22 protein-coding genes are annotated in these 25576 nt (G+C 66.9%); 16 read left to right on the plus strand and 6 right to left on the minus strand.

The features are described 5' to 3' along the window. Nucleotide 1: 1 nt before the first annotated feature. On the plus strand, nucleotides 2-727 hold the full coding sequence (locus tag BJ960_RS01520) for a 3-keto-5-aminohexanoate cleavage protein (RefSeq protein ID WP_185985974.1): 726 nt from the start codon (nucleotides 2-4) through the stop codon (nucleotides 725-727). An 89-nt stretch (nucleotides 728-816) separates the two neighbouring features. Continuing rightward, nucleotides 817-1281: an Lrp/AsnC family transcriptional regulator gene (locus BJ960_RS01525; protein WP_307814713.1), complete on the plus strand. Its 465-nt coding sequence runs from the start codon at nucleotides 817-819 to the stop codon at nucleotides 1279-1281. A gap of 6 nt (nucleotides 1282-1287) precedes the next feature. On the opposite strand, the gene BJ960_RS01530 is transcribed toward BJ960_RS01525, so the two are convergent. Beyond that, nucleotides 1288-1815 carry an Lrp/AsnC family transcriptional regulator gene (locus BJ960_RS01530; RefSeq protein ID WP_185985976.1) on the minus strand — a complete coding sequence of 176 codons (528 nt, stop codon included), beginning with the start codon at nucleotides 1813-1815 and terminating at the stop codon, nucleotides 1288-1290. Between the two features lie 144 nt (nucleotides 1816-1959). Between BJ960_RS01530 and BJ960_RS01535 the strand changes: the two genes are divergently transcribed. The 6 genes from BJ960_RS01535 to BJ960_RS01560 all read left to right on the plus strand — a co-directional run bounded on the left by BJ960_RS01535 (nucleotide 1960) and on the right by BJ960_RS01560 (nucleotide 10274). After that, nucleotides 1960-2787 (plus strand): nitrilase-related carbon-nitrogen hydrolase, encoded by an 828-nt coding sequence (locus BJ960_RS01535; protein ID WP_185985977.1) that lies wholly within the window; start codon nucleotides 1960-1962, stop codon nucleotides 2785-2787. 109 nt (nucleotides 2788-2896) lie between these two features. Next, nucleotides 2897-5926 (plus strand): DNA polymerase III subunit gamma and tau, encoded by a 3030-nt coding sequence (locus BJ960_RS01540; RefSeq protein ID WP_185988096.1) that lies wholly within the window; start codon nucleotides 2897-2899, stop codon nucleotides 5924-5926. A 3-nt stretch (nucleotides 5927-5929) separates the two neighbouring features. After that, a complete protein-coding gene (gene recR / locus BJ960_RS01545) occupies nucleotides 5930-6538 on the plus strand; it encodes a recombination mediator RecR (protein ID WP_121073939.1) in 609 nt (202 codons plus the stop codon). Between the two features lie 85 nt (nucleotides 6539-6623). Beyond that, complete coding sequence (locus BJ960_RS01550; RefSeq protein WP_121073937.1) at nucleotides 6624-7901, plus strand: aspartate kinase; 1278 nt, start codon at nucleotides 6624-6626, stop codon at nucleotides 7899-7901. Between the two features lie 58 nt (nucleotides 7902-7959). Then, entirely contained in the window at nucleotides 7960-9027 is a 1068-nt protein-coding gene (locus BJ960_RS01555) for an aspartate-semialdehyde dehydrogenase (RefSeq protein ID WP_185985978.1), read from the plus strand. A gap of 26 nt (nucleotides 9028-9053) precedes the next feature. Further along, on the plus strand, nucleotides 9054-10274 hold the full coding sequence (locus BJ960_RS01560) for an LL-diaminopimelate aminotransferase (protein WP_185985979.1): 1221 nt from the start codon (nucleotides 9054-9056) through the stop codon (nucleotides 10272-10274). Between the two features lie 158 nt (nucleotides 10275-10432). On the opposite strand, the gene BJ960_RS01565 is transcribed toward BJ960_RS01560, so the two are convergent. Further along, on the minus strand, nucleotides 10433-11365 hold the full coding sequence (locus tag BJ960_RS01565; protein WP_185985980.1) for a metallophosphoesterase: 933 nt from the start codon (nucleotides 11363-11365) through the stop codon (nucleotides 10433-10435). Between the two features lie 6 nt (nucleotides 11366-11371). Further along, on the minus strand, nucleotides 11372-13900 hold the full coding sequence (locus BJ960_RS01570; protein ID WP_237463731.1) for a transglycosylase domain-containing protein: 2529 nt from the start codon (nucleotides 13898-13900) through the stop codon (nucleotides 11372-11374). A gap of 185 nt (nucleotides 13901-14085) precedes the next feature. Here BJ960_RS01570 and sp36 point away from each other — a divergent pair, with 185 nt between their 5' ends. Continuing rightward, nucleotides 14086-14253, plus strand: a complete 168-nt coding sequence (gene sp36, locus BJ960_RS01575) for a Sp36 family protein (protein WP_121073925.1) — start codon at nucleotides 14086-14088, stop codon at nucleotides 14251-14253. 1 nt (nucleotide 14254) lies between these two features. Then, nucleotides 14255-14731 (plus strand): RidA family protein, encoded by a 477-nt coding sequence (locus tag BJ960_RS01580; RefSeq protein WP_185985982.1) that lies wholly within the window; start codon nucleotides 14255-14257, stop codon nucleotides 14729-14731. Between the two features lie 67 nt (nucleotides 14732-14798). Here the strand turns inward: BJ960_RS01580 and acs are convergent, their stop codons facing one another. Further along, nucleotides 14799-16802 (minus strand): acetate--CoA ligase, encoded by a 2004-nt coding sequence (gene acs, locus BJ960_RS01585; protein WP_185985983.1) that lies wholly within the window; start codon nucleotides 16800-16802, stop codon nucleotides 14799-14801. Nucleotides 16803-16958: 156 nt separating this feature from the next. Between acs and BJ960_RS01590 the strand changes: the two genes are divergently transcribed. From BJ960_RS01590 to BJ960_RS01610, 5 genes are all read left to right on the plus strand, one after another. Next, entirely contained in the window at nucleotides 16959-17960 is a 1002-nt protein-coding gene (locus tag BJ960_RS01590; RefSeq protein WP_185985984.1) for a TadA family conjugal transfer-associated ATPase, read from the plus strand. Continuing rightward, the gene (locus BJ960_RS01595) at nucleotides 17938-18951 is read left to right on the plus strand and encodes a type II secretion system F family protein (protein WP_342354335.1); all 1014 of its coding nucleotides are present in this window, start codon (nucleotides 17938-17940) and stop codon (nucleotides 18949-18951) included. The genes BJ960_RS01590 and BJ960_RS01595 overlap by 23 nt, the downstream gene beginning before the upstream one ends. Before the next feature lie 169 nt (nucleotides 18952-19120). Then, nucleotides 19121-19531, plus strand: a complete 411-nt coding sequence (locus BJ960_RS17115) for a DUF4244 domain-containing protein (RefSeq protein WP_307814705.1) — start codon at nucleotides 19121-19123, stop codon at nucleotides 19529-19531. 14 nt (nucleotides 19532-19545) lie between these two features. Then, nucleotides 19546-19914, plus strand: coding sequence for a pilus assembly protein (locus tag BJ960_RS01605; RefSeq protein WP_185985985.1), 369 nt, complete (start codon nucleotides 19546-19548; stop codon nucleotides 19912-19914). After that, nucleotides 19911-20240 (plus strand): helicase, encoded by a 330-nt coding sequence (locus tag BJ960_RS01610; RefSeq protein ID WP_185985986.1) that lies wholly within the window; start codon nucleotides 19911-19913, stop codon nucleotides 20238-20240. Before BJ960_RS01605 ends, BJ960_RS01610 begins: the two co-directional genes overlap by 4 nt. Here the strand turns inward: BJ960_RS01610 and BJ960_RS01615 are convergent. After that, a complete protein-coding gene (locus BJ960_RS01615) occupies nucleotides 20206-21420 on the minus strand; it encodes a TetR family transcriptional regulator (RefSeq protein WP_185985987.1) in 1215 nt (404 codons plus the stop codon). The two genes, BJ960_RS01610 and BJ960_RS01615, sit on opposite strands and share 35 nt — an antisense overlap. A 196-nt stretch (nucleotides 21421-21616) precedes the next feature. Then, on the minus strand, nucleotides 21617-22555 hold the full coding sequence (locus tag BJ960_RS01620) for a DUF808 domain-containing protein (RefSeq protein WP_185985988.1): 939 nt from the start codon (nucleotides 22553-22555) through the stop codon (nucleotides 21617-21619). Between the two features lie 189 nt (nucleotides 22556-22744). Here BJ960_RS01620 and topA point away from each other — a divergent pair, with 189 nt between their 5' ends. After that, nucleotides 22745-25573 (plus strand): type I DNA topoisomerase, encoded by a 2829-nt coding sequence (gene topA / locus BJ960_RS01625; protein ID WP_185985989.1) that lies wholly within the window; start codon nucleotides 22745-22747, stop codon nucleotides 25571-25573. Nucleotides 25574-25576 lie beyond the last annotated feature (3 nt).

Consider the following 25576-nt stretch of genomic DNA (forward strand, 5'->3'; position numbering starts at 1 on the left):
CATGCTTCTCAAGGCAGCAATCAATGGAGGCCGTTCGACGGACGAGCACCCCGCAGTGCCTCGTACCACCGACGAGATTGTCGCCGCGAGTCGCGCCGCGATCGCCGCGGGCGCCGATGTCGTGCACGCGCACGTGCTCACCGAATCGGGAGAACAAACGATTCACCCGGACGACATTGGCACCTGGGTTCGTGCGATGCGCGCTGCAGACCCCACTGTTGTGATTGGTACCACCACAGGCCTGTGGACTGTGACCGGTCACGAACAGAGAATGTCCTACCTTGCAGAGTGGCCAGCTGACGCGCTGCCCGACTTCGCCTCCGTCGCGTTCTGCGAGGAAGGCGCCGCTGAGGCCGCCCAGCTCGTGCTTGAGCGAGGAATGGTGCTAGAGTCGGCAGTCTGGTCGATGGCTGATGTCCCCGCACTACTCGCCTCGCCGACACTGCACCAGAACGTGCGCGTGCTCATCGAGCCCGAGACGGAAAACCCAGACGAGGCAGTCCAGCAGTGTCGCGAGATTGCTGCAGTGATCCGTAAAGCCGGCGTGACGGCGCCGATTCTCTACCACGGCTACGACACGACAGTTTGGCCTGTCGTCGAGGCAGCTATCGCCGACGGGTGCGAGACTCGTATCGGATTTGAGGACGGCGTTACGATGCCCGACGGGAGCGCGCCGGTCGACAACGCGGACCTCATTCGTGCAGTGCGCGAACTCGAGGGGCGCTGATCGAGCGAGCGGCCGCTGAACGGCCCCTCTCTGCCGGCAAGGTACCCTGGTACTCCGCGCGGAGAGGGGCGTTCGACGTGTTAGATGAGGTGGATCGGGAGCTGATACAGCTGCTCGCGAGAGATGGCCGACGCAGTTTTGCGGCGCTATCGGAGGAGCTGGGCGTTTCGCAGTCGACCGTGCGCACCCGGCTCGCGAAACTGCGTGAAGACGACACCCTGCAAATCGTCGCACTGTGCAACGCGCTCCTGCTGGGGCACCAGGTCGTCCGATTGCTCCTGCGCGTGCGAAACCTGACGCCACGCTCGGTCGCAGATAGCCTCCTCGGGATCCACCAAATCAATCATGTCGCGCTGGTCACTGGCTCCCACGACCTCTACCTCGAGGCAACATGTCGTGACCAGAACCAGCTCATCGACCTCATGGACGAGATCCGTCGGCAGCCTGGCGTGGCATCCATCCAACCAATCATCGTGACGTCGCTGGCCAAGGACTACACGTGGGAGGGGTTGCGTGGCACTGCTGGTCAGAGCATCAGCGACCCGGGGAAGTAGCCGCGGCTAACGCGACGGACGCGCGATGAGTCTGCCTGCCCGATTTGCCGGGATGGGATCGCGGAACCCCTGCCATAGGTACGTATCCTTCATGACCTCAAGTACCGTGAGCGTCTCGAGGTCAGAGATACCACGAATCCTGCGGAGATCCTGCAACACGATTTGGCCGAGTTCCTGGGCATCTTGGGCCACGATGTCAAGGATGATGTCGTAGTAGCCAAGCGCGCAAGCCACGTACTTGATGTTCGGATGATCAGCAATCTCAGCGGCGACTTTCGCGACGGGGACCCCGGCAACGCGGATCCCCACGTGTGCTGCGATCCCTCCGATTTTTGTCTCGTCGTACATTCCCGCGACGTAGATAATCCCGAGCGACACGAGGCGGTTGTAGCGCTGACGAACAGTGGGCTCAGAGAACCCGATCCTGCGAGCGATTTCGCCGAATGAGAGTCGGCCGTCGACGCGTAGCTGGTCGATGATGTCGCGGTCGACATCGTCGAGCAGGTGCTCCTCGGTGCGCGGGGGTGCATCCATGACGCCAGTGTACCGTCGGCGGGACTACGCAGACCGCCGATCGGCGCTCGGGGAACGCGATGAGGCGGAGTGGCCCCGCACCGCTCACCTGATTCAGCCCCGTGGCACTCGCGGTTCCCTCCGAGCTCAGGCAGAATCGGTGCTATGAAGATCGCAGCCATTCAGATGACGCCGTCGGTCGAGCCGAGCGAGAACTTCGCGACGATGCGGGCGCGCGCGGCGGAGGCGGCAGCCGACGGTGCGCGGGTGATCGTGTTTCCCGAACAGGCGATGATACTCCTACAGTCAGTGACCGTTGACGCGCTCACGGGGATTGCCGCCGAGTGGTGGGACGCGTTCGCGGCGCTGACAGCGGAGCTCGCAATGGAGCATCGTGCCGTGGTGATCTCGGCGGGCTTCGAGCCTTCGGCTGATGGTCTGCCGTTGAACACGGTCATCGCCGTCGGGCCCGACGGCGCGGAGCTCGCCCGCTACCGGAAGCTGCACCTCTATAAGGCGTTTGCGCAGAGCGAGTTCGAGCACACGCGGCCCGGCGACGAGCTGCCTCCGGTGTTCGACGTGAACCTCGACGGCGAGAGTCTGCGACTCGGCCTCGCGAACTGCTACGACCTGCGATTCCCGGAGCTCTTCCGCTCGCTCGTGGACCGCGGAGCCGACACACTCGTAGTGGTTGCAGCGTGGGCATCGGGGCCGGGCAAGGAAGAGCACTGGTCGATCCTGACCCGTGCACGCGCGCTCGAGAATGTGAGCTGGCTCGTCGCGAGCGCGGCCGTCGGCGGTGGCCCGCGCGACGCGGCGACCACGGGGCTCAGTAGGATCGTTGACCCGCTCGGGGACGTGGTCGCCGGCCTCGGACCGCGCGGCGAGGGCGTTGCGCTTGCGGATGTGACGTCCGTGATCGTGGCCCGCGCGCGTGGCGTGCTGCCCGCGCTTGAGAACCGGCGCATCGGACTCGCCTACGAACTCGGGTGAGTTCTCCCCAGCCTGGACGCCCCCCACGCAAATGTCGGTGCCCGCAGGTAGCATTGGTGTCGTGGTAGCAGCACTGTATCGGCGGTATCGGCCAGAGTCATTCTCAGAGATGATTGGGCAGTCTCAAGTGACCGATCCGCTCATGACCGCGCTGCGCACCGGCCGGGTCGGGCACGCGTATCTGTTCAGCGGCCCTCGTGGCTGCGGCAAGACGACGAGCGCCCGCATTCTCGCGCGCTGCCTGAACTGCGCTGAGGGTCCCACTGACACCCCGTGCGGCACCTGCCCGAGCTGCGTCGAGCTGAGTCGCGCCGGTGGTGGATCGCTCGATGTCGTTGAGATCGACGCTGCGAGCCACGGTGGTGTCGACGACGCGCGCGACCTGCGTGAACGGGCCGTGTTCGCTCCTGCCCGCGACCGGTTCAAGATCTTCATCATCGACGAGGCACACATGGTGACCGCGGGCGGCTTCAACGCCCTGCTGAAGATCGTGGAAGAGCCGCCGCCCCACGTGAAGTTCATCTTCGCGACGACGGAGCCCGAGAAGGTCATCGGCACCATTCGCTCCCGCACCCACCACTACCCCTTCCGCCTGATCCCGCCCGCCGCGCTGATCGACTACGTGCAGCAGCTGTGCGATAGCGAGGGTGTTGCGGTCGAGCCTGGCGTCCTCCCGCTCGTCGTGCGTTCAGGTGGGGGCTCGGCGCGAGATACGCTGTCGATCCTCGACCAGCTCATCGCCGGCTCCGAAGGTAACAGCGTGTCCGCCGAGCGCGCAGCCGGGCTGCTTGGCTTCACGCATACGGAGCTGCTCGACGACGTCGTTGCTGCCCTCGGCTCGGGCGATCCCGCTGCGGCGTTCACCGCGACGGATCGGGTGATCCAGACGGGGCAGGATCCGCGGAGGTTCGTTGAGGATCTGCTCGAACGGCTCCGTGACCTCATCATCGTGAACGCGACCTCCATTGATGGCGCTGCCGCAGTGCTTCGTGGAGTGCCGCAGGACCAGCTCGACCGCATGTTCGAGCAGGCACGCGCATTTGGTGCCCGCGAGCTCTCCCGCACCGCGGACACCGTGAGCGAGGCGCTCGACCAGATGACGGGTGCGACCCCGCCACGACTGCACCTTGAACTCATGATTGCTCGTGCGCTCGTCGAGCTGTCGGGCGCAGACACGCACGACGTGCACGCGCCCGCGCCGGGAAGCGGCGCCCCTCACCCGAGGCAGGCGGCGCAGAGCCCCGGCGCTGCTCCACGTCAGGGTGCGGCTCCCGCTGCCCCGGTTCCTGGGGGAGCCGCCACGACGGATACTTCGGCACCATCCGCACCGACGCACCCTGCATCAGGCCAAGCCGGCCAGGCCGCCGCAACGCAGGGCGCGGGCGCTCCGGGGCAGAACACTGGGGCCCCGGCTCCCGCAGCCCCGAGCCCCGCAGCACCGAAGCCCGAACGCGTGGCGAACGCTGCGGAGACTGCGGCGTCGATCCGCGAGTTCCTCCGCAACGAAGACGCGGGCACGACCACACAGCAAAACCAGCCTGCGGCCCAGGCCCAGCCGGCGCCCACGCAGGCCCCGGCGGCGCCAGCCCAGAACGCTCAGGGTCCGACGGCCGGGCCGGCGACCCCAGCCGCTCAGCAGGCAACGGATGAGCGGGACAACCCTGCCGCGTCGAAGCAGCCCGCCGCCCCGCGCGACGCTGGCCCCCAGCCCGCGGACGGCGAGCGCGGGACCCACCCGAACGAGGGCGCCGCCGGGTTCGGCCGCCCCATCTCGGACATATTGAGTGCCGCGCAGATCGCGTCGATCGGCACTGAGCCGACGACCCCTGCGCCAGCGGCACCCGCTGCACCAGCCGCTCCCGTTGCGCAGCCCCCTGCTGGGCAGCAGTCGTCCGCAGCAGCGCAGTCAGACGGTCGGCCAGAGCCGGAGTCGGGTATCTCGGCCGCTGCAGCCGCTCCGGCGGATGCGCCGACTGAAGACGCCGAGGGCGCTGCTGCAGCGCAGAGCGACGAGCTCGCCGGGTTCGAGGACCTCCGGGAGATGTGGCCGGACCTGCTCGAGGAGCTGCTCGAATCCAACCGCGAAGCTTGGAACGCGGTTCGCGCGATCGAGCCGCTCGGACTTGAAGACGATCTCCTGCTCGTCGGGGTCGCGAACCGCTCGGACCTCGAAGCATTCAAGAGCGCTGGAGCAGGGCCGCTGCGCGAGACGATCCTTGAAGCGACCGGTATCCGTGTTCGCTACGCGCCACGCCAAGTGACCACAGCCCGCGAATCGCAGGAGCAGTCGCAGCCGCCGGTCGGCACTGGCGACTCAGAGGAGCCTCACCGAGGCTCTCCAGCACCAGTCACGCCGCCCGTCGACGACCTCGCGGAGCGCGCCGCAGCACGGCTGAGTTCGCTTGGACCGAAGCTCGCCGCACCCGCCTGGGCTGATCCGATTCCCGAGCCCGTTGCGCAGAACGATTCGGCCCCCGCCCAGGCGACCTCGACGTCGGGTGACAAGCCCGCCCCCGCCCCTACTGGGCCCGCGCCAGCGCAGCCTCAGGCCTCGCGGGAGATGGCTGCCGCCAACACGCCATCGACCCACACCGAACGCGCACCCCAGTCTGACCCAGACCCCAGCGGTCCATCGGCCCAACCGGAGGCGCCGGGCGCGAAGGTGATGCCCGGGACGGGAACCCGCGATGACGACGGGTACGGCGACGATTCGCCCTACGGCGACGGCCCCAGCTACAGCGACGATGAGTACGGCTACCCCGACGGTGACCCGTACGCATTTGGGGGGCGCGCCTCGTCCGGCCGCCCCGGCGCTGGCGGCACCGCCGCTCAGGCAACCCCCGTTGCTCCGGTCGCCCCCGTTGCTCAGGCCGCCCCCGCTGTCCAGGCGGGCCCCGCCGTCCACGCCGCCCCCGCTGCGTCGGTGAGCCCCGCCGGGCCCGCCACCGCTGGCGCTGCTGAGGCGGTTCCACCGGCAGCAGTCTCGCAGGCGGCAGCATCGCCGGGCGACACCGGTTCGCCAGCGTCAGGCGGAGCCAAGGCCGCGCCGAAGTTCACGCGGTACGGCGAAGCGGTGGTGCGCGAGGTACTCGGCGCAGTGTTTGTAGAGGAGCGCCCGCTCCCAGAGCCCAGGAGGTAGTCGATGTACGACGGAATCGTGCAGGACCTGATCGACGAATTCGGCAGGCTCCCCGGAATCGGGCCGAAGTCGGCCCAGCGCATCGCCTTCCACATTCTGCAGACGCAGAGCTTCGACGTCTCGAAACTCGCCGAACTGCTCACCGAGGTACGCGAGCGCGTTCGCTTCTGTGAGGTCTGTGGCAACATCACCGAACAGACCCGCTGCAGCATCTGCTCGGACCCGCGGCGCGACCACACCCTCATTTGCGTTGTCGAGGAGCCGAAGGACGTCGTCGCCATCGAGCGCACCCGGCAGTTCCGTGGCCTCTACCACGTGCTCGGGGGAGCGATCAGTCCGATCGATGGCATCGGCCCGGACGACCTCAGTATCCCAGCGCTCATGCGCAGGCTCGGCGAGGCGACGGGCGACGACAGGATTCGCGAGGTCATTATCGCCACCGATCCGAACCTCGAAGGCGAAGCGACGGCGGCCTACCTGTCGCGGCTGCTGACGAGCATCGATGTGCCGGTTTCGCGCCTCGCATCAGGGCTTCCGGTGGGCGGTGATCTCGAGTTCGCCGACGAGGTGACGCTGGGGCGGGCGTTCGAAGGGCGCCGCGTCGTCGAGTAACGCTGCGTAACGCCACCCTCCCGCGAGGCCAGGGAGTACGCCTCGCGCTAGACTGGAAGCTGGCCCAGAACCAAGGAGGACCCTCGTGGCATTGATCGTGCAGAAGTTCGGGGGGTCGTCTGTCGCAGACGCCGAGAGCATTAAGCGCGTCGCGAAGCGAATCGTTGAGACCCGCCGAACCGGCAACGAGGTCGTCGTCGTGGTGAGCGCCATGGGCGACACCACCGACGAACTCCTGGACCTCGCGGCCGACTGCACCCCGATCCCCGCCCCGCGCGAGCTCGACATGCTGCTCACCTCAGGTGAGCGCATCTCGATGGCGCTGCTGGCGATGACAATCAAGGGCATGGGCGTCGAGGCACTCTCGTTCACCGGGAGCCAGGCCGGCATGATCACGACGCCAGACCACGGGTCGGCGAAGATCGTCGACGTCACCCCGGGGCGCGTCCGCGAGGCGCTCGACGAAGGCGCTGTCGCCATCGTCGCGGGCTTCCAAGGGTTTAGCCGGGATTCACGGGACATCACGACGCTTGGCCGCGGCGGCTCAGACACGACCGCTGTCGCCCTCGCCGCCGCCCTCGACGCGGACCGGTGCGAGATCTACACCGACGTTGACGGGGTCTTCACCACCGACCCACGCGTCGCCCCGCTCGCCCGCAAGATCGACGCGATCTCGTCCGAGGAGATGCTTGAGCTCGCCGCGTCCGGCGCGAAGGTGCTGCACCTGCGCGCTGTCGAGTATGCGCGGCGCCACGGCGTCGAACTGCACGTGCGTTCGTCCTTCTCGGGCGAACCAGGAACTGTTGTGTACACGCCCAAAACGGGGCACCCGAAGGGAGATCTTGTGGAAGACTCGGTCATCACTGGCGTCGCAGCCGAGGCGAGCGAAGCGAAGATTACTGTCGGCGGCGTTCCAGACATTCCGGGCAAGGCCGCGCAGATCTTCGAGGTCGTCGCAAAGACGAACGCCAACATCGACATCATCGTGCAGAACATTTCAGCCGCGGACACCAACCGCACCGACATTTCGTTCACCGTTCCGATGGGCGAGGGCCGCAAGGTGACCGAGGCGCTCGAGGCTGCGCGCGACGATCTCGGCTTCGAGACGCTGCTGTACGACGACCAGATCGCGAAGATCGCGGTTGTCGGTGCGGGAATGCGGACGAGCTCCGGCGTCTCCGCACAGCTCTTCCGCGCGCTGTACGAGGCAGGCATCAACATCGAGATGATCTCGACCTCTGAGATCCGGATCTCGGTCGTGACCCGGGCCGATCTCATGGAGAAGGCAGTGCGGGTACTCCACACCGCGTTCGGCCTCGACGCTGAAGAGACCGCCACGGTCTACGCGGGCACCGGCCGCTGAGCCGGCCGCCATCGCGCGCCACACATACATTCGAAGTACGAGGACAGGATCCACTCACATGACTGAACAGCAGGGTTTCGCCGTCGCCATCGTTGGTGCAACGGGGCAGGTCGGCGCTGTCATTCGCACGCTCCTGCAGGAGCGTGACTTCCCGGTCGCATCGCTGCGGCTCTTCTCGAGCGCCCGCTCCGCGGGGACCACGCTGAGCTTCCGCGGCACGGACATCACCGTCGAAGACGTGGCGACTGCCGACAAGACCGGGCTCGACATCGTGCTCTTCTCGGCAGGCGGAGCGGCCTCCAAGGAGTACGCTCCGCAGTTTGCGGATGCTGGCGCGATCGTCATCGACAACTCGAGTGCCTGGCGCATGGACCCGGCGATCCCGCTCGTCGTAAGCGAGGTCAACCCCGCCGACCTCGACGCGACTGTCGCAGTGCGGAAGGGCATCGTCGCGAACCCGAACTGCACGACGATGGCCGCCATGCCCGTCATGAAGGTGCTCGACGCCGAAGCGGGCCTCGAGCGGATGAAGGTGACGACGTTCCAGGCGGTGTCCGGATCGGGCCTCGCCGGCGTTGCGGAGCTCGCGGGCCAGATCACGGCGGCCGTGGAGACGGGCAACATCGAGGGACTCGTCCACGACGGCGCGGCCGTCGATTTCGTCGCTCCGAAGGTCTACACGAACACGATCGCGTTTGACGTGATTCCGCTCGCCGGATCGATCGTCGAGGACGGCCAGGGCGAGACCGACGAGGAAAAGAAGCTGCGCAACGAGAGCCGGAAGATCCTCGGGCTCCCCGACCTGCTCGTCGCCGGGACGTGCGTGCGCGTTCCCGTGTTCACCGGGCACTCGTTGGCGATCCACGCGGAGTTCGCGAACCCCATTACTCCGGAGCGCGCACGCGAGGTGCTCAGCTCCGCGCCTGGCGTCGCCCTGAGCGACGTTCCCACCCCGCTTGAGGCGGCCGGAAGCGACCCGAGCTACGTGGGCCGCATCCGCGCCGACCAGTCCGCCCCCGAGGGCCGCGGACTCGTCTTCTTCGTCTCCAACGACAACCTGCGCAAGGGCGCTGCACTGAACACGGTGCAGCTCGCCGAGGTCGTCGCAGCCAAGCTCACCGACTAAGACACGGAACGGACAGGATCTCCCCGATGATCATCAACACACACTTCGGGGAGATTCCCCAGTCGTACCTTTTCAGCGAGGTCGCCGAGCGAGTCCGGCGCTTCGAACAGCAGCAGCCCGACGCCCGGGTGCTCAGGCTTGGCATCGGCGACGTGACGCGCCCGCTCGCACCGGCGGTGATTGGGGCGCTGCACGCGGCGGTCGACGAACAGGCCACGACCGAGGGCTTCCAGGGGTATGGCCCCGAGGCGGGCTACGAGTTCCTCAGAGAGGCGATCGCCGCGGGGGAGTACGGCTCGATCGGGGTTGACGTCGCACCAGACGAGATCTTCATCGGTGACGGCTCGAAGTCGGACTCCGCGAATATTCAGGAGCTCTTCTCGGAGACGGCTAGGGTCGCCGTGACCGACCCCGTCTACCCGGTGTACGTCGATTCGAACGCGATGGCCGGCAGGCTCGGCTCGTTCGACGGCGAACGCTGGACAGGACTGACCTACCTCCCGTGTGACGACGCGAACGGGTACCGGCCCCCGCTGCCCGCCGAGCCCGTTGAACTCATCTACCTGTGCTCGCCGGGGAACCCGACAGGGACAACGATGAGCCGCGCGGACCTCGAGGAATGGGTACAGTATGCCCGCCGGACGGGCGCCGTGATCCTCTTCGACGTCGCCTACCGCGCGTTCATCACCGGTGACGACGTCCCACGTTCGATCTATGAGATCGAGGGCGCCGACGAGGTCGCGATCGAGCTGGGCTCGTTCTCGAAGACTGCCGGTTTTACCGGCCTCCGGTGCTCGTGGACGGTGGTGCCGAAGAACCTCACCCGAGACGGGGCCTCGCTCAACGCGATGTGGCTGCGCAGACAGTCCACCAAGTTCAACGGGACTCCCTACATCGTGCAGCGGGCCGCCGAGGCCGTCTACAGCGCGGACGGGCGCGAACAGGTCCAGGCCGATGTCGACTACTACCTGCAAAACGCGCGGCTCATCCGGGCGACGCTCGAGCAGGCGGGTGTCAGCGCCGTGGGCGGCGAGCACTCGCCGTACGTGTGGTTCAGGTGCCCGTCCGGGATGGACTCGTGGGCATTCTTCGACGTCCTGCTCGAGCAGGCGCAGATCGTTGGGACCCCGGGCGTCGGGTTCGGCCCGACAGGCGCGGGCCACTTCCGGCTGTCCGCGTTCAACACGGCGGAGGCGACCCGGGAAGCTGCCGAGCGACTCGCGAAGCTGCTCCCGACGCTCGTGTAGGGGCTGTCCAGGGGTGGGGGCCTGCGCCCCCTGTCCGGCTCAATACCTGCGATCGGCACATCGAATGCTCTACGCCCGCGAAGCCGGCATTTGATCTGCCGATCTCAGATGTTCTGCGCGCGAGGTCGGGCTGATCCGTCGAACCAGCCCGGCCTGGGTTACGCCGCGGGCGGGGTCAGCGTGAGGAGGCTCGCCTCTGGCCGGCACGCAAACCGGACCGGCGCATAGATCGAGTTCCCGAGGCCAGCGCTCACGTTGAGGTATGCCGCGCGGTGTGCGTCGTACCAGACGCTCAGCCCGCGGGCCTGGTTGGTCGGCAGGTCGCTGTTCGAGGTGAGCGCGCCGACGCCAGGGACGCGCACCTGCCCGCCGTGCGTGTGGCCGGCGAGGATGAGGTCTGCGTGCTCGTCGAGGAGCTCACCAAGCGCCGCCTGGTACGGCGCATGCACGACCCCGATCCGGGGCGACGCGGGATCAGGATCGGCGATCCCAGCCGCCGCGATCGCAGCACGCATCGCATCGCCATCGTCAAACCGGATGTGCGGATCGTTGAGGCCGAAGACGTCGAGCTTCGTGCCGCGCAATTCGAGCGAGGTCGCTGAGTTATTCAGATCGGTGAACCCGAGCCCGGTCAGACCCGACGTCAGTGTGGCGTTGTCGATGTCCTGCTCGCGCGTGCTGAGGCGGCTCGGCTCGCGGAGGTACTTCATCGGGTTCTTCAGCCTCGGACCGTAGTAGTCGTTGGAGCCGTGCACGAACAGCGTCGGTGTTCCTGCAAAGGCCTCAAGCGTGTGGAGCAGCGACGGGCGCGCTCCAACGTGGCCCATGAGGTCGCCGGTGAGTACGACGAGATCGGGGTTCAGCTCGGCAAGGGAGCGCACCCAGTTCATCTTGTTCGTCTGCCACGGCGCAAGATGGAGATCAGAGAGCTGCAGCACCCGGATCGGGGCGGCGCCTGCCGGAAGAATCGGAAGCTCGTGCCGACGAATCGTGAAAAGCCTGCGTTCGACGACGGTCGACCACAGCAGCACTCCCGCTGCGGCCCATCCAAGGGCCGCAGCGGGAGAGCAACAGCGTGAGTTACGAGCCATCTGGGGCTAGGAGCACTTCACGCTGAGGGTGACGCGGGAGTTCAGTGCGACTTCCTCGCCAGCGGCGGGCGAAACCGACTCGACCTTGTCCTTGCCCGAGTCGACCTTGCCGCCGCCCGTGCAACTGGTGGAGACCGAGCTGAAGCCAGCGGACTTCAGTGCGCTCTCCGCTTCCTTCGCGGTCATGCCGCCAAGCCCGCCAGGGACCTTCGCAGCGTTGCCGCGCGACCGGTATAGGGTGATCTCGGTTCCGAGGCCCGTGGCTTCGCCGGCGGCGGGATCGGTACGGGCGATGGTGCCCTTCGGCGCGGCGGAGTCAACCTCGCCGCCGTCGCGGTAGGCGAAGCGTGCGTTCTCGAGGATGCCTACGGCCTCATCGAAGGACTTGCCGGTGACGTTGGGCACGTTGACCATGGTCTGACGCAGCGCGGTCGCTGCCGGGTCACCGAAGCCTTCGCCGCCAAACTTCTCGTCGGCCACGTACATCACTGCGGGCCAGATGCGGCTGTCAGCCGCGGTGAGGCCCTGGTAGCCACCGAAGTTACGGGTGTCGACGCGCTTGCAATCGGCCTGGCCGAGGCATTGCGGGTTCGGGCCGACGTTGCCAACCCACGTCGCGGTCGAAACCTTGCTCGAGGCGCCGACTGTCCAGTTGTCGATGTACTCGTCGGTCGTACCGGTCTTCGCGAGGTGCGGGATGCCAAGCTGCGAGCGTGCGTGCCCAGCAATACCGTTGTTGATCGTGTACTCGAGGGCGTAGGCGACGCCTGCGGCGACCTCGGGCGAGAGCGCCTCGGAGCACTCGCTCTTCTTGAACGGCACGGCCTCGCCGTTCGGGCCGGTGATCGAGTCGATGGCGACGGGCGTGCAGACCTTGCCCTTGCCGGCGAACGCCCCGAACGCCGTCGCCATGGTGAGCGGCGACATTTCGTCGGTGCCACCGAAGGTGTTTGACGGGTTCATCGTGAGTTCGAGGGTGCCTTCGTTCGCGAAGTCGGGGTGTGTCGCGGGGGACGCGCGGTGAAGGCCGAGCTTCTTCGCTAGGGCGAAGGTATCGCAGAGGTCCATCTGCTGCTGCATCGAGACCAGACCGCCGTTGAGGGACTGGGCAATAGCGGTGAGGACCGACTGATTGCCGCGCACGCCCATGTTGTCGTTGTTGAACTCCCACGGGCCGTACCCGTAGACGCCGCCGTCCATGCAGCTCGCGCTGAAGCTCTGCAGCTGCACGGTGCGGCCGTTCACGTTGACGACGTCACGCACGGAGTGCCCGGTGCGAATCCACTCGGCGAGCGTAATCGCCTTGAACGTCGAACCGACCTGGAATCCGGACGAGCCGCCGTCGCTCTGGTCGGTGCTGTAGTTGATCGCCGTGTAGCCCTGGCTCGTGAGCGCCTCGTCATTGCTATACGGACGGTTCTGGGCCATCGCGAGCACGCGGCCGGTGCCCACCTCGGTGCTCACGGTCGCGCCGCCGACGTCGATGCCCTCCATCGTCTTGGGCACCTCGTTGCGTACCGCATCCGTTGCGGCCTTCTGGAGGTCGAGATCGACGGTGGTGTAGATGTCGTAGCCGCCGCGGCGCATGTTGAAGTCGCGCGTCTGCGCGTCGGGGCCGAAGCTCTCGTCCTTCTTCATCTGGTTCTGCACGTAGTCGCAGAAGTGGCCGAGGCCGTACGTCGCCTCTGCCGCGGCGCAGCCCTGCACGCGCGGGGTGATCTTCGGCTCGACGGGGGTGGCAACGGCCTCGTCGTGCTGCGCCTGGGTAATCTTGCCGTGCTTGAGCATCTGGCCAAGGATCAGGTCGCGGCGGGTCTTGTTCGCCTCGATGTTCTCCTCGATGTCGAGCTGGTAGGCGGTCGGCTGGTTCACAATTCCGACGAGGCTTGCAGCCTGCGGCAGCGTGAGATCCTTCGCCGTCGTGTTGTAGTAGTAGTGCGCGGCCGACTCGATGCCGTAAACCTGGCGGCCGAACAGGGCGATATTCAGGTAGCCGGTGAGAATCTCGTCCTTCGTGAACTTCTTCTCGACGCCGATCGCGAGCTTCATCTCCTTGAGCTTGCGATCCATGGTCTGCTGCATGGCCTCCTTGTAGGCGGCCTCCTGCTCCTCCGGGTCGGGCACCGCCGTCGACTCCTGCACGAGCACGTTGCGCACGTACTGCATCGTGATCGTCGAGGCGCCAGACATGTTTCCACCGGCGGCGTTCTGCAGCACCGCACGCGAGGCAGCGAGCGCATCGACACCGCCGTGCGTGTAGAAGCGCGGATCCTCGATGGCGACGAGCGCGTCCTTCACATAAGGCGAAATATCGTCCCAGCCGACCGGGATACGATCCTGCTCGTAGAATTCCGCGATCTTGACGTTCTTATCGCCCTGCTTCGCGTACAGGGTGCTCGGCTCGGCGAGCTGCCCCGGCTTGAGGTTGCTGGGAAGGTTCTCGAAAATGCTCACGGCAGAGGTCGCCGCGGCGCCCGAGAGGGCGACCACGGGGGTGACTGCAGCGGTGACGAGGATGCCTGCGATAGCGCTCATTGCTACCGCTCCGAGGATTCCGCCGACGACGCCACCAACCGAACGAGGTTTGGCTGTGGGCACGCGCGAAGACTTTGAGGCCTTTGGGGTCATAGACTCAAGGGTAGGCGATAAAAGCTGGCAATCAGCGCCGCTCGCGCCAAAACTCGGCGTTTTCACCCGCTATTTTCAAGAAGGAGTCTCACGTGAGTGATGCCCCAGACGCACCGAAGTGGGAGTACTTTGTTACTCCGCTGTTGCTGCACAATGAAGCCCAGATCCTCAACAACTGGGGATCCCAAGGCTGGGAACTCGTGCAGATCATCGAGGGTCCCGCCGGTGGAAACGTCGCATATCTCAAGAGAAGGGCCTGACATGTCATCAGTTATCGAAGACCGCATCAGCGAGCTTGGATTCGAAATTCCCGAGATCGTTCCCGCGGTTGCGGCGTACGTCCCAGCGGTGCGCGACGGTGACTACGTCTACACGTCGGGGCAGCTCCCGATCGCCAACGGCGCGCTCGTCGCGACCGGCAAGGTTGGAGAGGGCGAGGGCCTCGTCAGCCCCGACCAGGCCCAGGAGCTCGCGCAGTTGTGCGCCCTGAACGCTCTCGCCGCAGTGCGCGGCGTGCTCGGCTCGCTGGACAAGGTCGAGCAGGTCGTCAAGGTGACCGCGTTCGTCGCGTCGGAGCCGAACTTCACCGGCCAGCCGATCGTCGCGAATGGCGCATCGGTGTTCCTCGGCAAGGTGTTCGCCGACCAGGGCATCCACGCGCGCTCGGCGGTGGGCGTCGCGGTGCTGCCGCTCGACGCTCCGGTCGAGGTGGAGTTCATCTTCCGCGTTCGCGACTAAGCCTAGCGATACGCGAAAGGGGCTGCGGATCCGAACTCGGATCCGCAGCCCCTTCGTTATTGCTGCGCTACTTCGCTTCGCGCTCCGCGACGACTCGGTCGGAGATGAGCTGCATCACCATCGTGTCGGCGAGCGTGGTGGTGTCGCCGATCTTGCGTCCCTCCGCCGCGTCCTTGAGCAGGCGGCGCATGATCTTGCCGGAGCGAGTCTTCGGCAGCTCGTTCACGACGTAGACGTTGCGCGGGCGGGCGATCGCGCCGATGTGCGATGCGACGTGCGACCGGAGCTCCTGCTCGGCCTCCGCCTCTGTAATGAGATGCTGCTGCGACTTCAGGATCACGAACGCGACAACCGCCTGACCCGTGGTCTCGTCGTCCGCTCCGACGACGGCCGCCTCCGCGACCGCGTGGTGGCCAACAAGGGCGGACTCGATTTCCGTGGTCGACAGTCGGTGACCTGAGACGTTCATCACGTCGTCCACGCGACCAAGGAACCAGATGTCGCCATCCTCGTCGAGTCGAGCGCCGTCGCCGGCGAAGTACTTGTCGCCAAACTTGTCCCAGTAGGTGTCGATGAACCGCTGCGGATCGCCCCAGACGTTGCGCACCATCGACGGCCACGGCCGCTCGACGACGAGCAGGCCGCCCTGGCCGTTCTCGACGGGGTTGCCGTCATCGTCGACAACGGCGATCGAGATTCCCGGCTGGGCAATCTGCGAGCTGCCCGGCTTGAGCGAGGTGAGCCCTGGGAGCGGAGCAACCATCATGGCGCCCGTCTCGGTCTGCCACCACGTATCGACGATCGGTGTCTTGCCCGCGCCGATGACGTCGCGGTACCAGCGCCACGCCTCGGGGTTGATCGGCTCGCCGACGCTGCCGAGCAGGCGAAGGCTGGAGAGGTCGTACTGCTCGGGAACCTGGCGTCCGACCTTCATGCAGGAGCGGATCGCGGTGGGGGCGGTGTAGAAGATCGAGACCTTGTACTTCTCGATGAGCTGCCACCAGCGGCCCCAGTCGGGGGTGTCCGGGGTGCCTTCGTACATCACCTGCGTCGCGCCGTTGGAGAGCGGGCCGTACACAATGTAGGAGTGGCCGGTCACCCAGCCGACGTCAGCGGTGCACCAGAACACGTCGCTTTCCGGCTTGATGTCGAAGACGTCGCTGAACGTGGTGGTGACCTGCGTGAGGTACCCGCCAGTGGTGTGGAGGATGCCCTTCGGCTTGCCCGTGGTGCCGGACGTGTACAGGATGAACAGCGGGTTCTCGGCGGGGAAGCCCTGCGCGGTGTGCTCCCCGTCGTACGCGGTGATCTCCTCGTGCCACCAGAGGTCGCGGCCGTCGACCATGTTGACCTCGTTGCCGCCGCGGTTCACGACGAGCACGTGCTTGACGGTCCCGGGCTTGCCGTCCGCGTCGTCAAGTTCGAGGGCCTGATCGACGACGGGCTTGAGCGGCGACACGCGCCCCTTGCGGTAGCCGCCGTCGGCGGTGATGACGAGTTCCGCTTCGACGTCGTCGATGCGTGCGCGCAGGCTCTCAGCGCTGAAACCGCCGAAGACGACGGAGTGCGCCGCACCGAGGCGAACCACAGCGAGCATGGCGATGACGGTCTCGGGGATCATTGGCATGTAGATGGCGACCCTGTCGCCCGCGGTGACGCCGAGGCTTGCGAGCATGTTGGCTGCGCGCTTCACCTCGTGCGTGAGTTCTGCGTAGGTGAGCGTGCGGGTGTCGCCTGGCTCGCCTTCGAAGTGGATCGCGACGCGGTCGCCGTGGCCGTTGGCGACGTGCCTGTCGAGGCAGTTCTCCGCGACGTTGAGCTCGCCGTCGGCGAACCACTTCGCGAACGGCGGGTTCGTCCAGTCGAGCACCTCAGTGAATGGCTTCTTCCAGGTGAGCCGGTTCTGCGCCTGCTCGGCCCAGTAGGCCTCTGGGTCGGCCGCCGCGCGGAGGTAGATCTCTGAGGAGTTCTGGTTCGCCTGCGCACGGAATTCCGGTGAAGGCGGGTAGCTCTCGCCGGCGTCGTGCGCGAGGGCAGAAAGACTTTCAATTGTGCCGTGATCGTCGCTCATGGCTACCCTTTCAATCAGGAAACGTCGTTGTCTCGGTCAATGGTAGACCCAGGCCCATCGCCCACAGGCCCCCCGAAAGAGGGGACCGGTCGGCGTTGTCCACATTCGCGTGCCGATGCCTTGAAATGCACGCCGCTCCTCGTTTACATCGTGGGTATGAACCCGGGAGCGTCACCACACGAGCCAGGCCGCTCGGCAGCGCTCGGCACCGATGCCCGTCGCGCGCTTGGTGGACTCGTCTCCCTCGTCGACGACCCGCACGTTCGCGACATCATGCTGCACGCACGCGGCGGCTCTGGTGAGCTGTGGGTCGACCGCGGCGGCGGGGTCGAAGCAGTGGGCGGCTGGGCGGCCCCAGCGCGCGAGGTTCGTGAGCTCGCGGTTCGCCTCATCGCGGCGGGCGGGCGGCATCTCGACGAGCTCAATCCTGTCGCGGACGTGCGCCTCGGCGACGGCATTCGGGTGCACGCAGTCCTTGACCCAGTGGCGGTGGCCGGCACCGTGATCTCGATCCGGCTCCCCGCGCTGCGGCCACTGAGCTTCGCCGACGTGGTCGCCGGTGGGGCGTGTTCTCCCGCCGTCGCGCGGCTGCTTGCGGACAGTGTCGCTGGGAAGCGGAACGTGCTCATCACCGGCGGCACTGGTAGCGGCAAAACCACGCTGCTGAGCGCGCTGTTCTCTCTGGTGCCTGCCGCGGAGCGCATCGTCACGATAGAAGACGTCGCCGAGCTGCGTCCAGATCACCGCCACCACATCGCGCTGGAGGCGCGACAAGCGAACATCGAGGGAGTCGGCGAGGTCAGCCTCGAGCGGCTGCTTCGCGAGGCCCTTCGGATGCGGCCAGACAGAATCGTGCTTGGAGAGTGCCGAGGCGCCGAAATCGCGACACTGCTCGCCGCGCTGAACACGGGGCACGAGGGCGGCGCGGGAACGCTGCACGCGAACCGCATTCAAGACGTTCCCGCCAGGCTTGAGGCACTTGGCATGCTGGCGGGCCTCGGTCGCGAGGCACTGGCTCGGCAGGCAACGGTGCTTGACCTCGTCGTGCACGTGACCCGCCTCGGTGGCCACTACCAGATCGCTCAGCTCGGACGCCTGCGGGTGGGCGAGGCCGGAATGCTGGAGGTGCGGGCACGTGAGGCAGCGGACTACCGGTAGGTCACCGCGACCGCGGACCGGACCAGCGAAAGCGGGCGGCAGGATCAGGATCGCCGTGCGCGGTCTCCTCGACCGCTCGCGAGGTGACGTGGGCGAGGGAGAAACGTCGGTGCCGGCCGCCGTCGCCGCCAGGTGTGCCGCGCTGCTGCGCGGCGGGATGTCGCCAGCACAGGCCGTGCGCGTGCTCGTGACCGACCTTGAGGGCGTGGAGACGCGCGCGATCGCCGCCCGCGTCGCCGAAGGCGTATCGGTGGGGCAGGCGTTCGGAGAGGTTGACGGGCCCGAGTGGCGCGTGCTCGGGGCGGCATGGAGGATCGCCGAGACGAGCGGTGCCCCCTTCGCGCCCGCGCTCGACCGTATCGCGGCGGCCCTGCACGGAATCGCCGAGGGTGCCAGGAAACGCTCGGTGCTTCTCGCTGGTCCGAAGATGACCGCGACCCTCGTGGCCTGGCTTCCGCTTGCCTCAGTGCTGGTGAGCCTCCTCCTCGGTTTCGATCCGATCCCGGTCTTCTTCACACCGCTCGGAGCGGTGCTACTCGTCGTCGGCGTGACCCTGCAGGCGCTGGGGATGCGTTGGTCCGCGAGGCTGATGGCGAGGGTGGAGCGGCAGGATCGCGTCGCTGGGCTGGAATGCGAACTTGCCTGGATCGCGCTCGCAGGCGGGGCACCTCCGGCGCTCGCCCTCAGACGGGTGGCTGACGCCGTGTCTGAAGCGCGCGCTGAGTGGATCCCGCTCGACGCCCTGCGGAACGGCGAGCCGCTCGCCCGTGCGCTCCGCACCGCAACCGCGGCCGGGGTGCAAGCGTCGGCCCTGCTGCTCGACGCTGCTTGCGAGGAGCGTGCGCAGACGCAGGCCGCGCTCGAGCGCGAAGCCGAACGGCTCGGGGTGCGCATCCTGTTGCCGCTCGCCTGTTGCGTGCTGCCGGCATTCATCGCGGTCGGAGTCGTCCCCATCGTAGTGGCGCTGATGGGTGACCTGTTCCCGGGGTGATCCGCCCGCGTTCGTCCACAGCTTCGGTCTCGTGGTGCAGCGTGCGACGTAGTCCACAACTTACTCAATCCGCGCCCGCCGCCGGCACCGTGGTCGGACGATGGAAGTCAGAACCCGAGGACCGCAGCAACAACAGGGTGCGCGGCCCGGCAACCTGAAGGAGGTCACCATGACTACGCCCCAACTCGACCAGGGCCAGACGGCTGGCGAGGCGACCGTCGAGAGCCGCGCAGAGCGAGACGTGCTGCGGGAACTCGGCTTTCCCGTCGCGCCCGAGGCGCCCGATGGCGCAATGGAGCCGAGCGGTCCGGGACCGGATGCTCCCGCCCGCGTCGATCACGCGGAAGCCGCGTCGAGTGGCGACGGGACGCGCGGGCGCCGTCGTCGCGGCCGTCGGCGGGGAGCGTCGTTGCGCGTCCGGTTTACCGAAGACGATCGTGGAGCCGTGACGGCCGAGTATGCACTCGTCATCATGGCTGCCGTGGCATTTGCGGGGCTGCTCATCGTCATCATGCGCTCCGCAGAGGTTCGTGCGATGCTGCTGGCGCTCGTGCAAAACGCCCTCGGCAGCGCCGGTTGACTCGCACCTCGGCCATGACCCGACACAGCCTCGTCGGCGACACGAGCGGATCAGTGACGGCGGAGTTCGCCGTGGCGGTGCCGGCACTGCTGCTTGTGCTCGGCCTCGTTATCGGTACTGTGCAGCTGTCCGCGCAGCGCATCGCGCTCACCGCGCTCGCAGGCGACGTCTCGCGCCTGGAAGCACGCGGCGACACCCGGCTCGCCTCGGCCAGGCTGTCCGAGCATCAGGGAACGCCGGTGATCTCGCGGACTGAGAGCGGCGGAGTCCTGTGCGTCGTCGCGACCGGGTCTCCGGGCTCCGGCCTCCTCGCACCGCTGCGGGTCGCGGGGCGTGGGTGCGCGGCGATCGCGCACACCGGTGCCGGTGAGGCCGCGCCGTGAGCGTGCCAATCGTTGCTGCCATGGCGGGCGGGGCCGTCGTACTTGCGTTGCCGATCCTCGTTGCAGCCCAGGCGCTGGTGGCCGGCGCGAGCGCGGCGAACGCGGCCGATGCCGCGGCGCTCGCCGCAGCCGACGCGCAGTTTGGCGCCGTCGCCGCCGAGTCGGCTGACGCGTGCGAGTTCGCTGCGGTCGTAGCTGAGGCGAACGGGGCCGCGATCGTCGAGTGCTCGCTCGGGCCCGCCACGGCCGAGGCCCGCGTGACGGTGCGCGCCCGTGCCGGGGTGCTCTGGGCTACGAGGCAGGCGCGAGCGGGACCGCCGCAGTGACCTCGTCGGCAGGCCCGGCGGCGCTGACTGGCAGCAGAATCGCGTTGGCGAATGCAATCAGCCGCGCGGCGGCCGCATCGTCGAATGCCGGGACCATCGCGAGCTGATCACCGATCAGAACGAATACTGTGTAAAGCTTGACGGCGGCCTCGCGGTCGTTCAAGTCCGGGTAGACCTCGCGAAGGCACTTCACCCAAATGGACAAGTGCTCTTGCTGCATCTTGCGAAGGCGGCGACGGTCGCCGTCGAGAAGGTTGGCCTGCTCTGCGAAGTACATCCGCATGAGGTTCGCGTCTCGGAAAGAGAGCTCGACATACGACTTCGTTAGCGCGCGAAGTCGCTCTACCGGAGTAGTTCCAGTCGCCTCCGCACCTCGCGCAGTTTCGATGAGCCATTCAGAGGCGCGGTCGAAGGCTGCCATGAGGAGGGCCGGTTTGCCGTCAAAGTGCCGATAGATACCAGAAGGGGTGAGAGCTACCTCCCCGGCTATCTGCTCGACGGTCACTGCGTTGTAGCCGTGAGCGGCGAAGAGCCTCACGCTGGCATCGATGAGCTGCTCTCGCCGAGATGCGGCGGGTGGCACCGTCGGGGAGGCGTTGTCTGCTGCGTCTGCCGCCGGAACGCCCGCCGCGGGCTGCTCGCGCAACGCGTCAAGGCTCAGATCGAGGAGGCTCCACGCGGATGCCTGGAGCAGTTCGCGCAACCGCGGTCGTGCAACGATGGTGTCGTGCCGGGTGATACTTGCCAGCGCGGTCAGCGCGCCGGCGACGAGATACATCCGCTCCGTGTCGTCGACGTCCGGGCGATACACCTTATGGATGTCGTAGAGCCGTTGACCGAGGAGCCCGAACCCTGAGCTGAACTTGATCCGGTCCGACTTCTCGAGGTAGAGACCGGCCCAGCGATAGATCCCTGCAGTGGCCCGGGTCTCAATGTCTACGGAGCACACGTCGTCGATGAGCCGTGCCGCAACAGTCTTGGCCTCTTCCGGCGATGAGACCGGTATTCCCGCAACTTCTTCTGTCGCGTCAAGTAGACGGTTGACGACAGCGACTGCGGTTTGTGCGAAGAGCGCATACTTATTTGGGAAGTGGCGGTAGAGGGCGGGAGCCGAAATCCCGACCGAATCAGCGATGTCCTGCATGCTCACGGGGTGGTAGCCATGGCGCGAAAATGCCACCGCAGCAGCTTGCTCAATGCGCTGCTTCCGGTCGGGCGGTCGCACACGCTTAGGCGTGACGGGCTTCCGTGTAGGCACGCTGTCAGTTTACCGTCGGCGGACACCGTGGTGACTGTGAACAATCGTTGGTACTCATGGGCGAAAGCTCAGAGCCTGCCTCTCTCTGGAGTGGGAGGTGCTAGCGCGAAGCTCTGACTCAGTGCGAGACGGGCTTCTTGAAGCGGAGCCTTGCGATGAGTCCGAGCACGAGCATCACGACGAGGCCCCACGCGAGGCCAAAAATCGCGGACAGGCCGGAATCGACGAACCAGGCGACGACACCTGGGAGCGGTGCTGCATGGACGATCCCGCTGACGATGTCGTAGGGAGCGCTGACACCGACCTCTGCGAGGTTGACAAGCAAGATATGGCCGCCGACCCAAAGCATCGCGAGGGCGCCCACGACGGTGAGCGCGCGGAACACCCACGGCATCGCCTTCACGAGGCCGCGGCCGATCGCCTGCAGCGCCTGCGCGGGCCGCTTGATGAGCCAGAACCCGACGTCGTCCATCCTGATGAGCAGCGCGACCGTTCCGTAGACGGCGACGGTCATGAGGAGCCCGACAACGATGAGCGTTGCGAGCCTGATGCCCCAGGACGAAGCCTCAATATTCGCAAGCGAGATGAGCATGATCTCGATGCTCAGCACCAGATCCGTGCGCACAGCGCTCGACACCATCTGCTTCTCATCGGTCGCGGTGCGCTCGACGACCTGTTCGACGTCAGCCTTCGCCGCGTGGCTTGGGCGGATCCAATGCCACACCTTCTCCGCGCCCTCATAGGCAAGGTAGGTGCCGCCGAGGATGAGCAGCCATGGGAAGATCCACGGGGCCCACGCGCTCAACACCATGATGCCCGCGATGATGATCGCCTTGTTCAAGAGCGAACCGCGCGTGATCTTCCACACCACGGGAAGCTCACGCTTCGGTGTGAGCCCCTGCACATACTGGGGTGACACGGCGGCGTCGTCGATGACGACGCCGGCCGCCTTCGCGGAGGCCTTGGCGGCTCCGGCCACGACGTCGTCGATGGATGCGGCCGCGGCACGTGCGAGCACGGCAATGTCGTCAAGCAGGGCGAAGAAACTAGCGCTCACGTGTGGTGCCTCTATGTAAGGGGAACGAATTGAAAATTAGGATAACCCGTGAACGGGCCAACGAGCTGCAACCAGGTCGGAACTCGGTGGAATGACAGATTCTCACGCGACTGTGTGTATCGTTGCGGTGCAGGGAGCCCTGCGCGACGAATCGCGTGTACGGGATAAAAAGGCGAGAATTGGAGTGCCGTGGGGAAAAAGCTAGTCATCGTGGAGTCGCCGACCAAGGCGCGCACGATTGGTGGTTACCTCGGTGATGACTACGAGGTGCGGTCGTCCGTCGGACACGTCCGCGATCTCGCCGAACCGTCGGAGCTCCCGGCGGAGCTCAAGAAGGGGCCGTTCGGCAAGTTCGGCGTCGACGTTGAGAACGGCTTCGCTCCCTACTATGTCGTCAATGACAATAAGAAGAAGACCGTCGCCGAGCTGAAGCGCGCGCTCAAGGGCGCCGACGAGCTCTTCCTCGCAACTGATGAGGACCGCGAGGGTGAGGCCATCGCGTGGCACCTGCTCGAGGTGCTGAAGCCGAAGGTGCCGGTGCACCGCATGGTGTTCCACGAGATCACCAAGGACGCGATCGCCGAAGCACAACGAAACACCCGCGAGCTCGACACCGCGCTCGTCGATGCGCAGGAGACCCGGCGCATCCTTGACCGCCTGTACGGCTACGACATCTCACCGGTGCTCTGGCGCAAGGTTGCGCCCAAGCTCTCGGCGGGCCGCGTGCAGTCCGCGGCGACCCGACTCGTCGTTGATCGCGAGCGGGAGCGCCTCGCCTTCCGCGCCGCAGAATACTGGAGCATCGCCGCGCGCTTCAGCCCCGCCGAGGACGCGCCGGATCGCGTGCCGTTCGAGGCAAAGCTCGTCAGGCTCGACGGCAACCGCGTCGCGTCCGGTGGCGACTTCGACGACACCGGAATGCTCACCGCGAAGGCAACCGGCGCCGGCGTGATCGCGCTTGACGGCACCAGGGCAGAGGCGATCGCCGCCGCCCTCGGCGAGGGCCCCGTGGCGCTCGTCCGTGCGCTCGAGACGAAGCCGCACACGCGCCGCCCGGCGGCCCCGTTCACCACCTCGACGCTGCAGCAGGAGGCCTCGCGAAAGCTCCGCTTCAGCTCGCGGCAGACGATGTCGTTCGCACAGTCGCTCTACGAGAACGGCTACATCACCTATATGCGTACCGACTCGCCGACGCTCTCGAAGCAGGCGCTCGAGGCGGCACGCAGCCAGGCCGCCTCGCTCTACGGCGCCGAGACTGTGCCCGACAAGCCGCGCGTTTACACCGGCAAGGCGAAGGGTGCGCAGGAAGCGCACGAGGCGATCCGGCCCGCCGGCGATACGTTTGTCCGCCCGAGCGAACTCAAGGGCAAGCTCACCCAGGGCGAGTTCGCGCTGTACGACCTCATCTGGAAGCGCACGGTCGCGAGCCAGATGGCCGACGCGAAGGGCTCAACGGCGACGGTCACGCTTGGCGTCGCTGTCGCTGAGGGCTCCGCGAGCACCGACGCCGAGTTCACCGCGAGCGGCACCGTCATCACGTTCCCCGGCTTCCTCCTCGCCTACGAAGAAGGCAAGGATGAGAAGCGCGGCGACGCCGAGAAGAACAACGTCTCGCTCCCGCAGCTGACGGAGGGCCAGGCCCTCGGCGTCAGCGAGGCCCTCGCGAAGCAGCACGAGACGAGCCCGCCGCCGCGCTACACGGAGGCGAGCCTCACCAAGCGCTTCGAAGAGCTCGGCATTGGACGGCCGTCGACGTACTCGTCGACAATCTCGACCATCATGGACCGCGGCTACGTCTCGAAGCAGGGCCAGGCGCTCGTGCCGAGCTGGATCGCGTTCTCGGTCGTGCGTCTGCTCGAGGAACACTTCGCGGCGCTCGTCGACTACGACTTCACCGCAGAAATGGAGAGCGACCTCGACGAGATCGCGGCCGGCCAGACCGACCGCTCCGAGTGGCTGAAGGAGTTCTACTTCGGCACCGACAACCACCCGGGTCTCCGCGGCGTCGTTGATAACCTCGGCGAGATCGATGCGCGCGCGATCAACACGATCCGGATCGACGACCAGATCTCGCTTCGCAACGGCAAGTATGGCCCCTATCTTGAGGTCTTCGACGAGAAGAGCGAGGTCGACGAGAACGGCGAGCTCAAGCCGCGCAGCGTGAACATTCCTGACGGGATGGCGCCTGACGAGCTTACGCCCGAGCGCGCGCACGAGCTCGCCGACGCCGAGCCCGCTGAGGATCGCGTCGTCGGCCTGCACCCGGTCACCGGCAAGCGCGTCATCGCGAAGAACGGCCGCTTCGGCCCGTACGTGCAGGAGCTGCCGAACGAGGACGAGGAACTCCCGAAGGGCGAGAAGCCCCGCACCGCGTCGCTCTTCAAGTCGATGGACCCCGCGACGGTCGACCTTGATACGGCCGTGGCCCTCCTCGACCTGCCCCGTGTCGTTGGCAATGATCCCGAGTCCGGCGACCCGATCACGGCGCAGAACGGCCGCTACGGCCCGTACCTGAAGAAGGGTACGGAGACTCGCACGCTGCCGAGCGAGGACTCGATCTTCTCGATCGACCTCCCTGGCGCGCTCGAGGTGCTCGCGCAGCCGAAGTACGGTGCCCGCAAGGCGAGCTCGGCGCTGAAGGAGTTCGACGCCGACCCCGTCAGCGGCAAGCCGGTGAAGGTGAAGGACGGCCGCTTCGGCCCGTACGTCACCGACGGCGAGACGAATGCGACGATCCCGCGGGGCGACTCGGTCGAGGAGATCACGTTCGAGCGCGCGATCGACCTGCTCGCTATTAAGCGCGCGAAGGGCCCCGCCAAGAAGAAGGCGCCAGCGAAGAAGAAGGCTCCCGCCAAGAAGCCGGCAGCGAAGAAGCCGGCAGCCAAGAAGTCGACGGCAGCGAAGAAGGACGTCGATCCGGCGCGTTCGGCCGCCGCGAAGAAGGCCGCCGAGACGCGCAAGGCGAACGCCGCGAAGAAGGCGGCGGAGGCTGCTGCCGCGGCCGAGGCCGCAGAGTAGGCC

Origin of the sequence: Leucobacter aridicollis (assembly GCF_013409595.1) — a bacterium.
In the GTDB taxonomy this organism is placed as follows: domain Bacteria; phylum Actinomycetota; class Actinomycetes; order Actinomycetales; family Microbacteriaceae; genus Leucobacter; species Leucobacter aridicollis.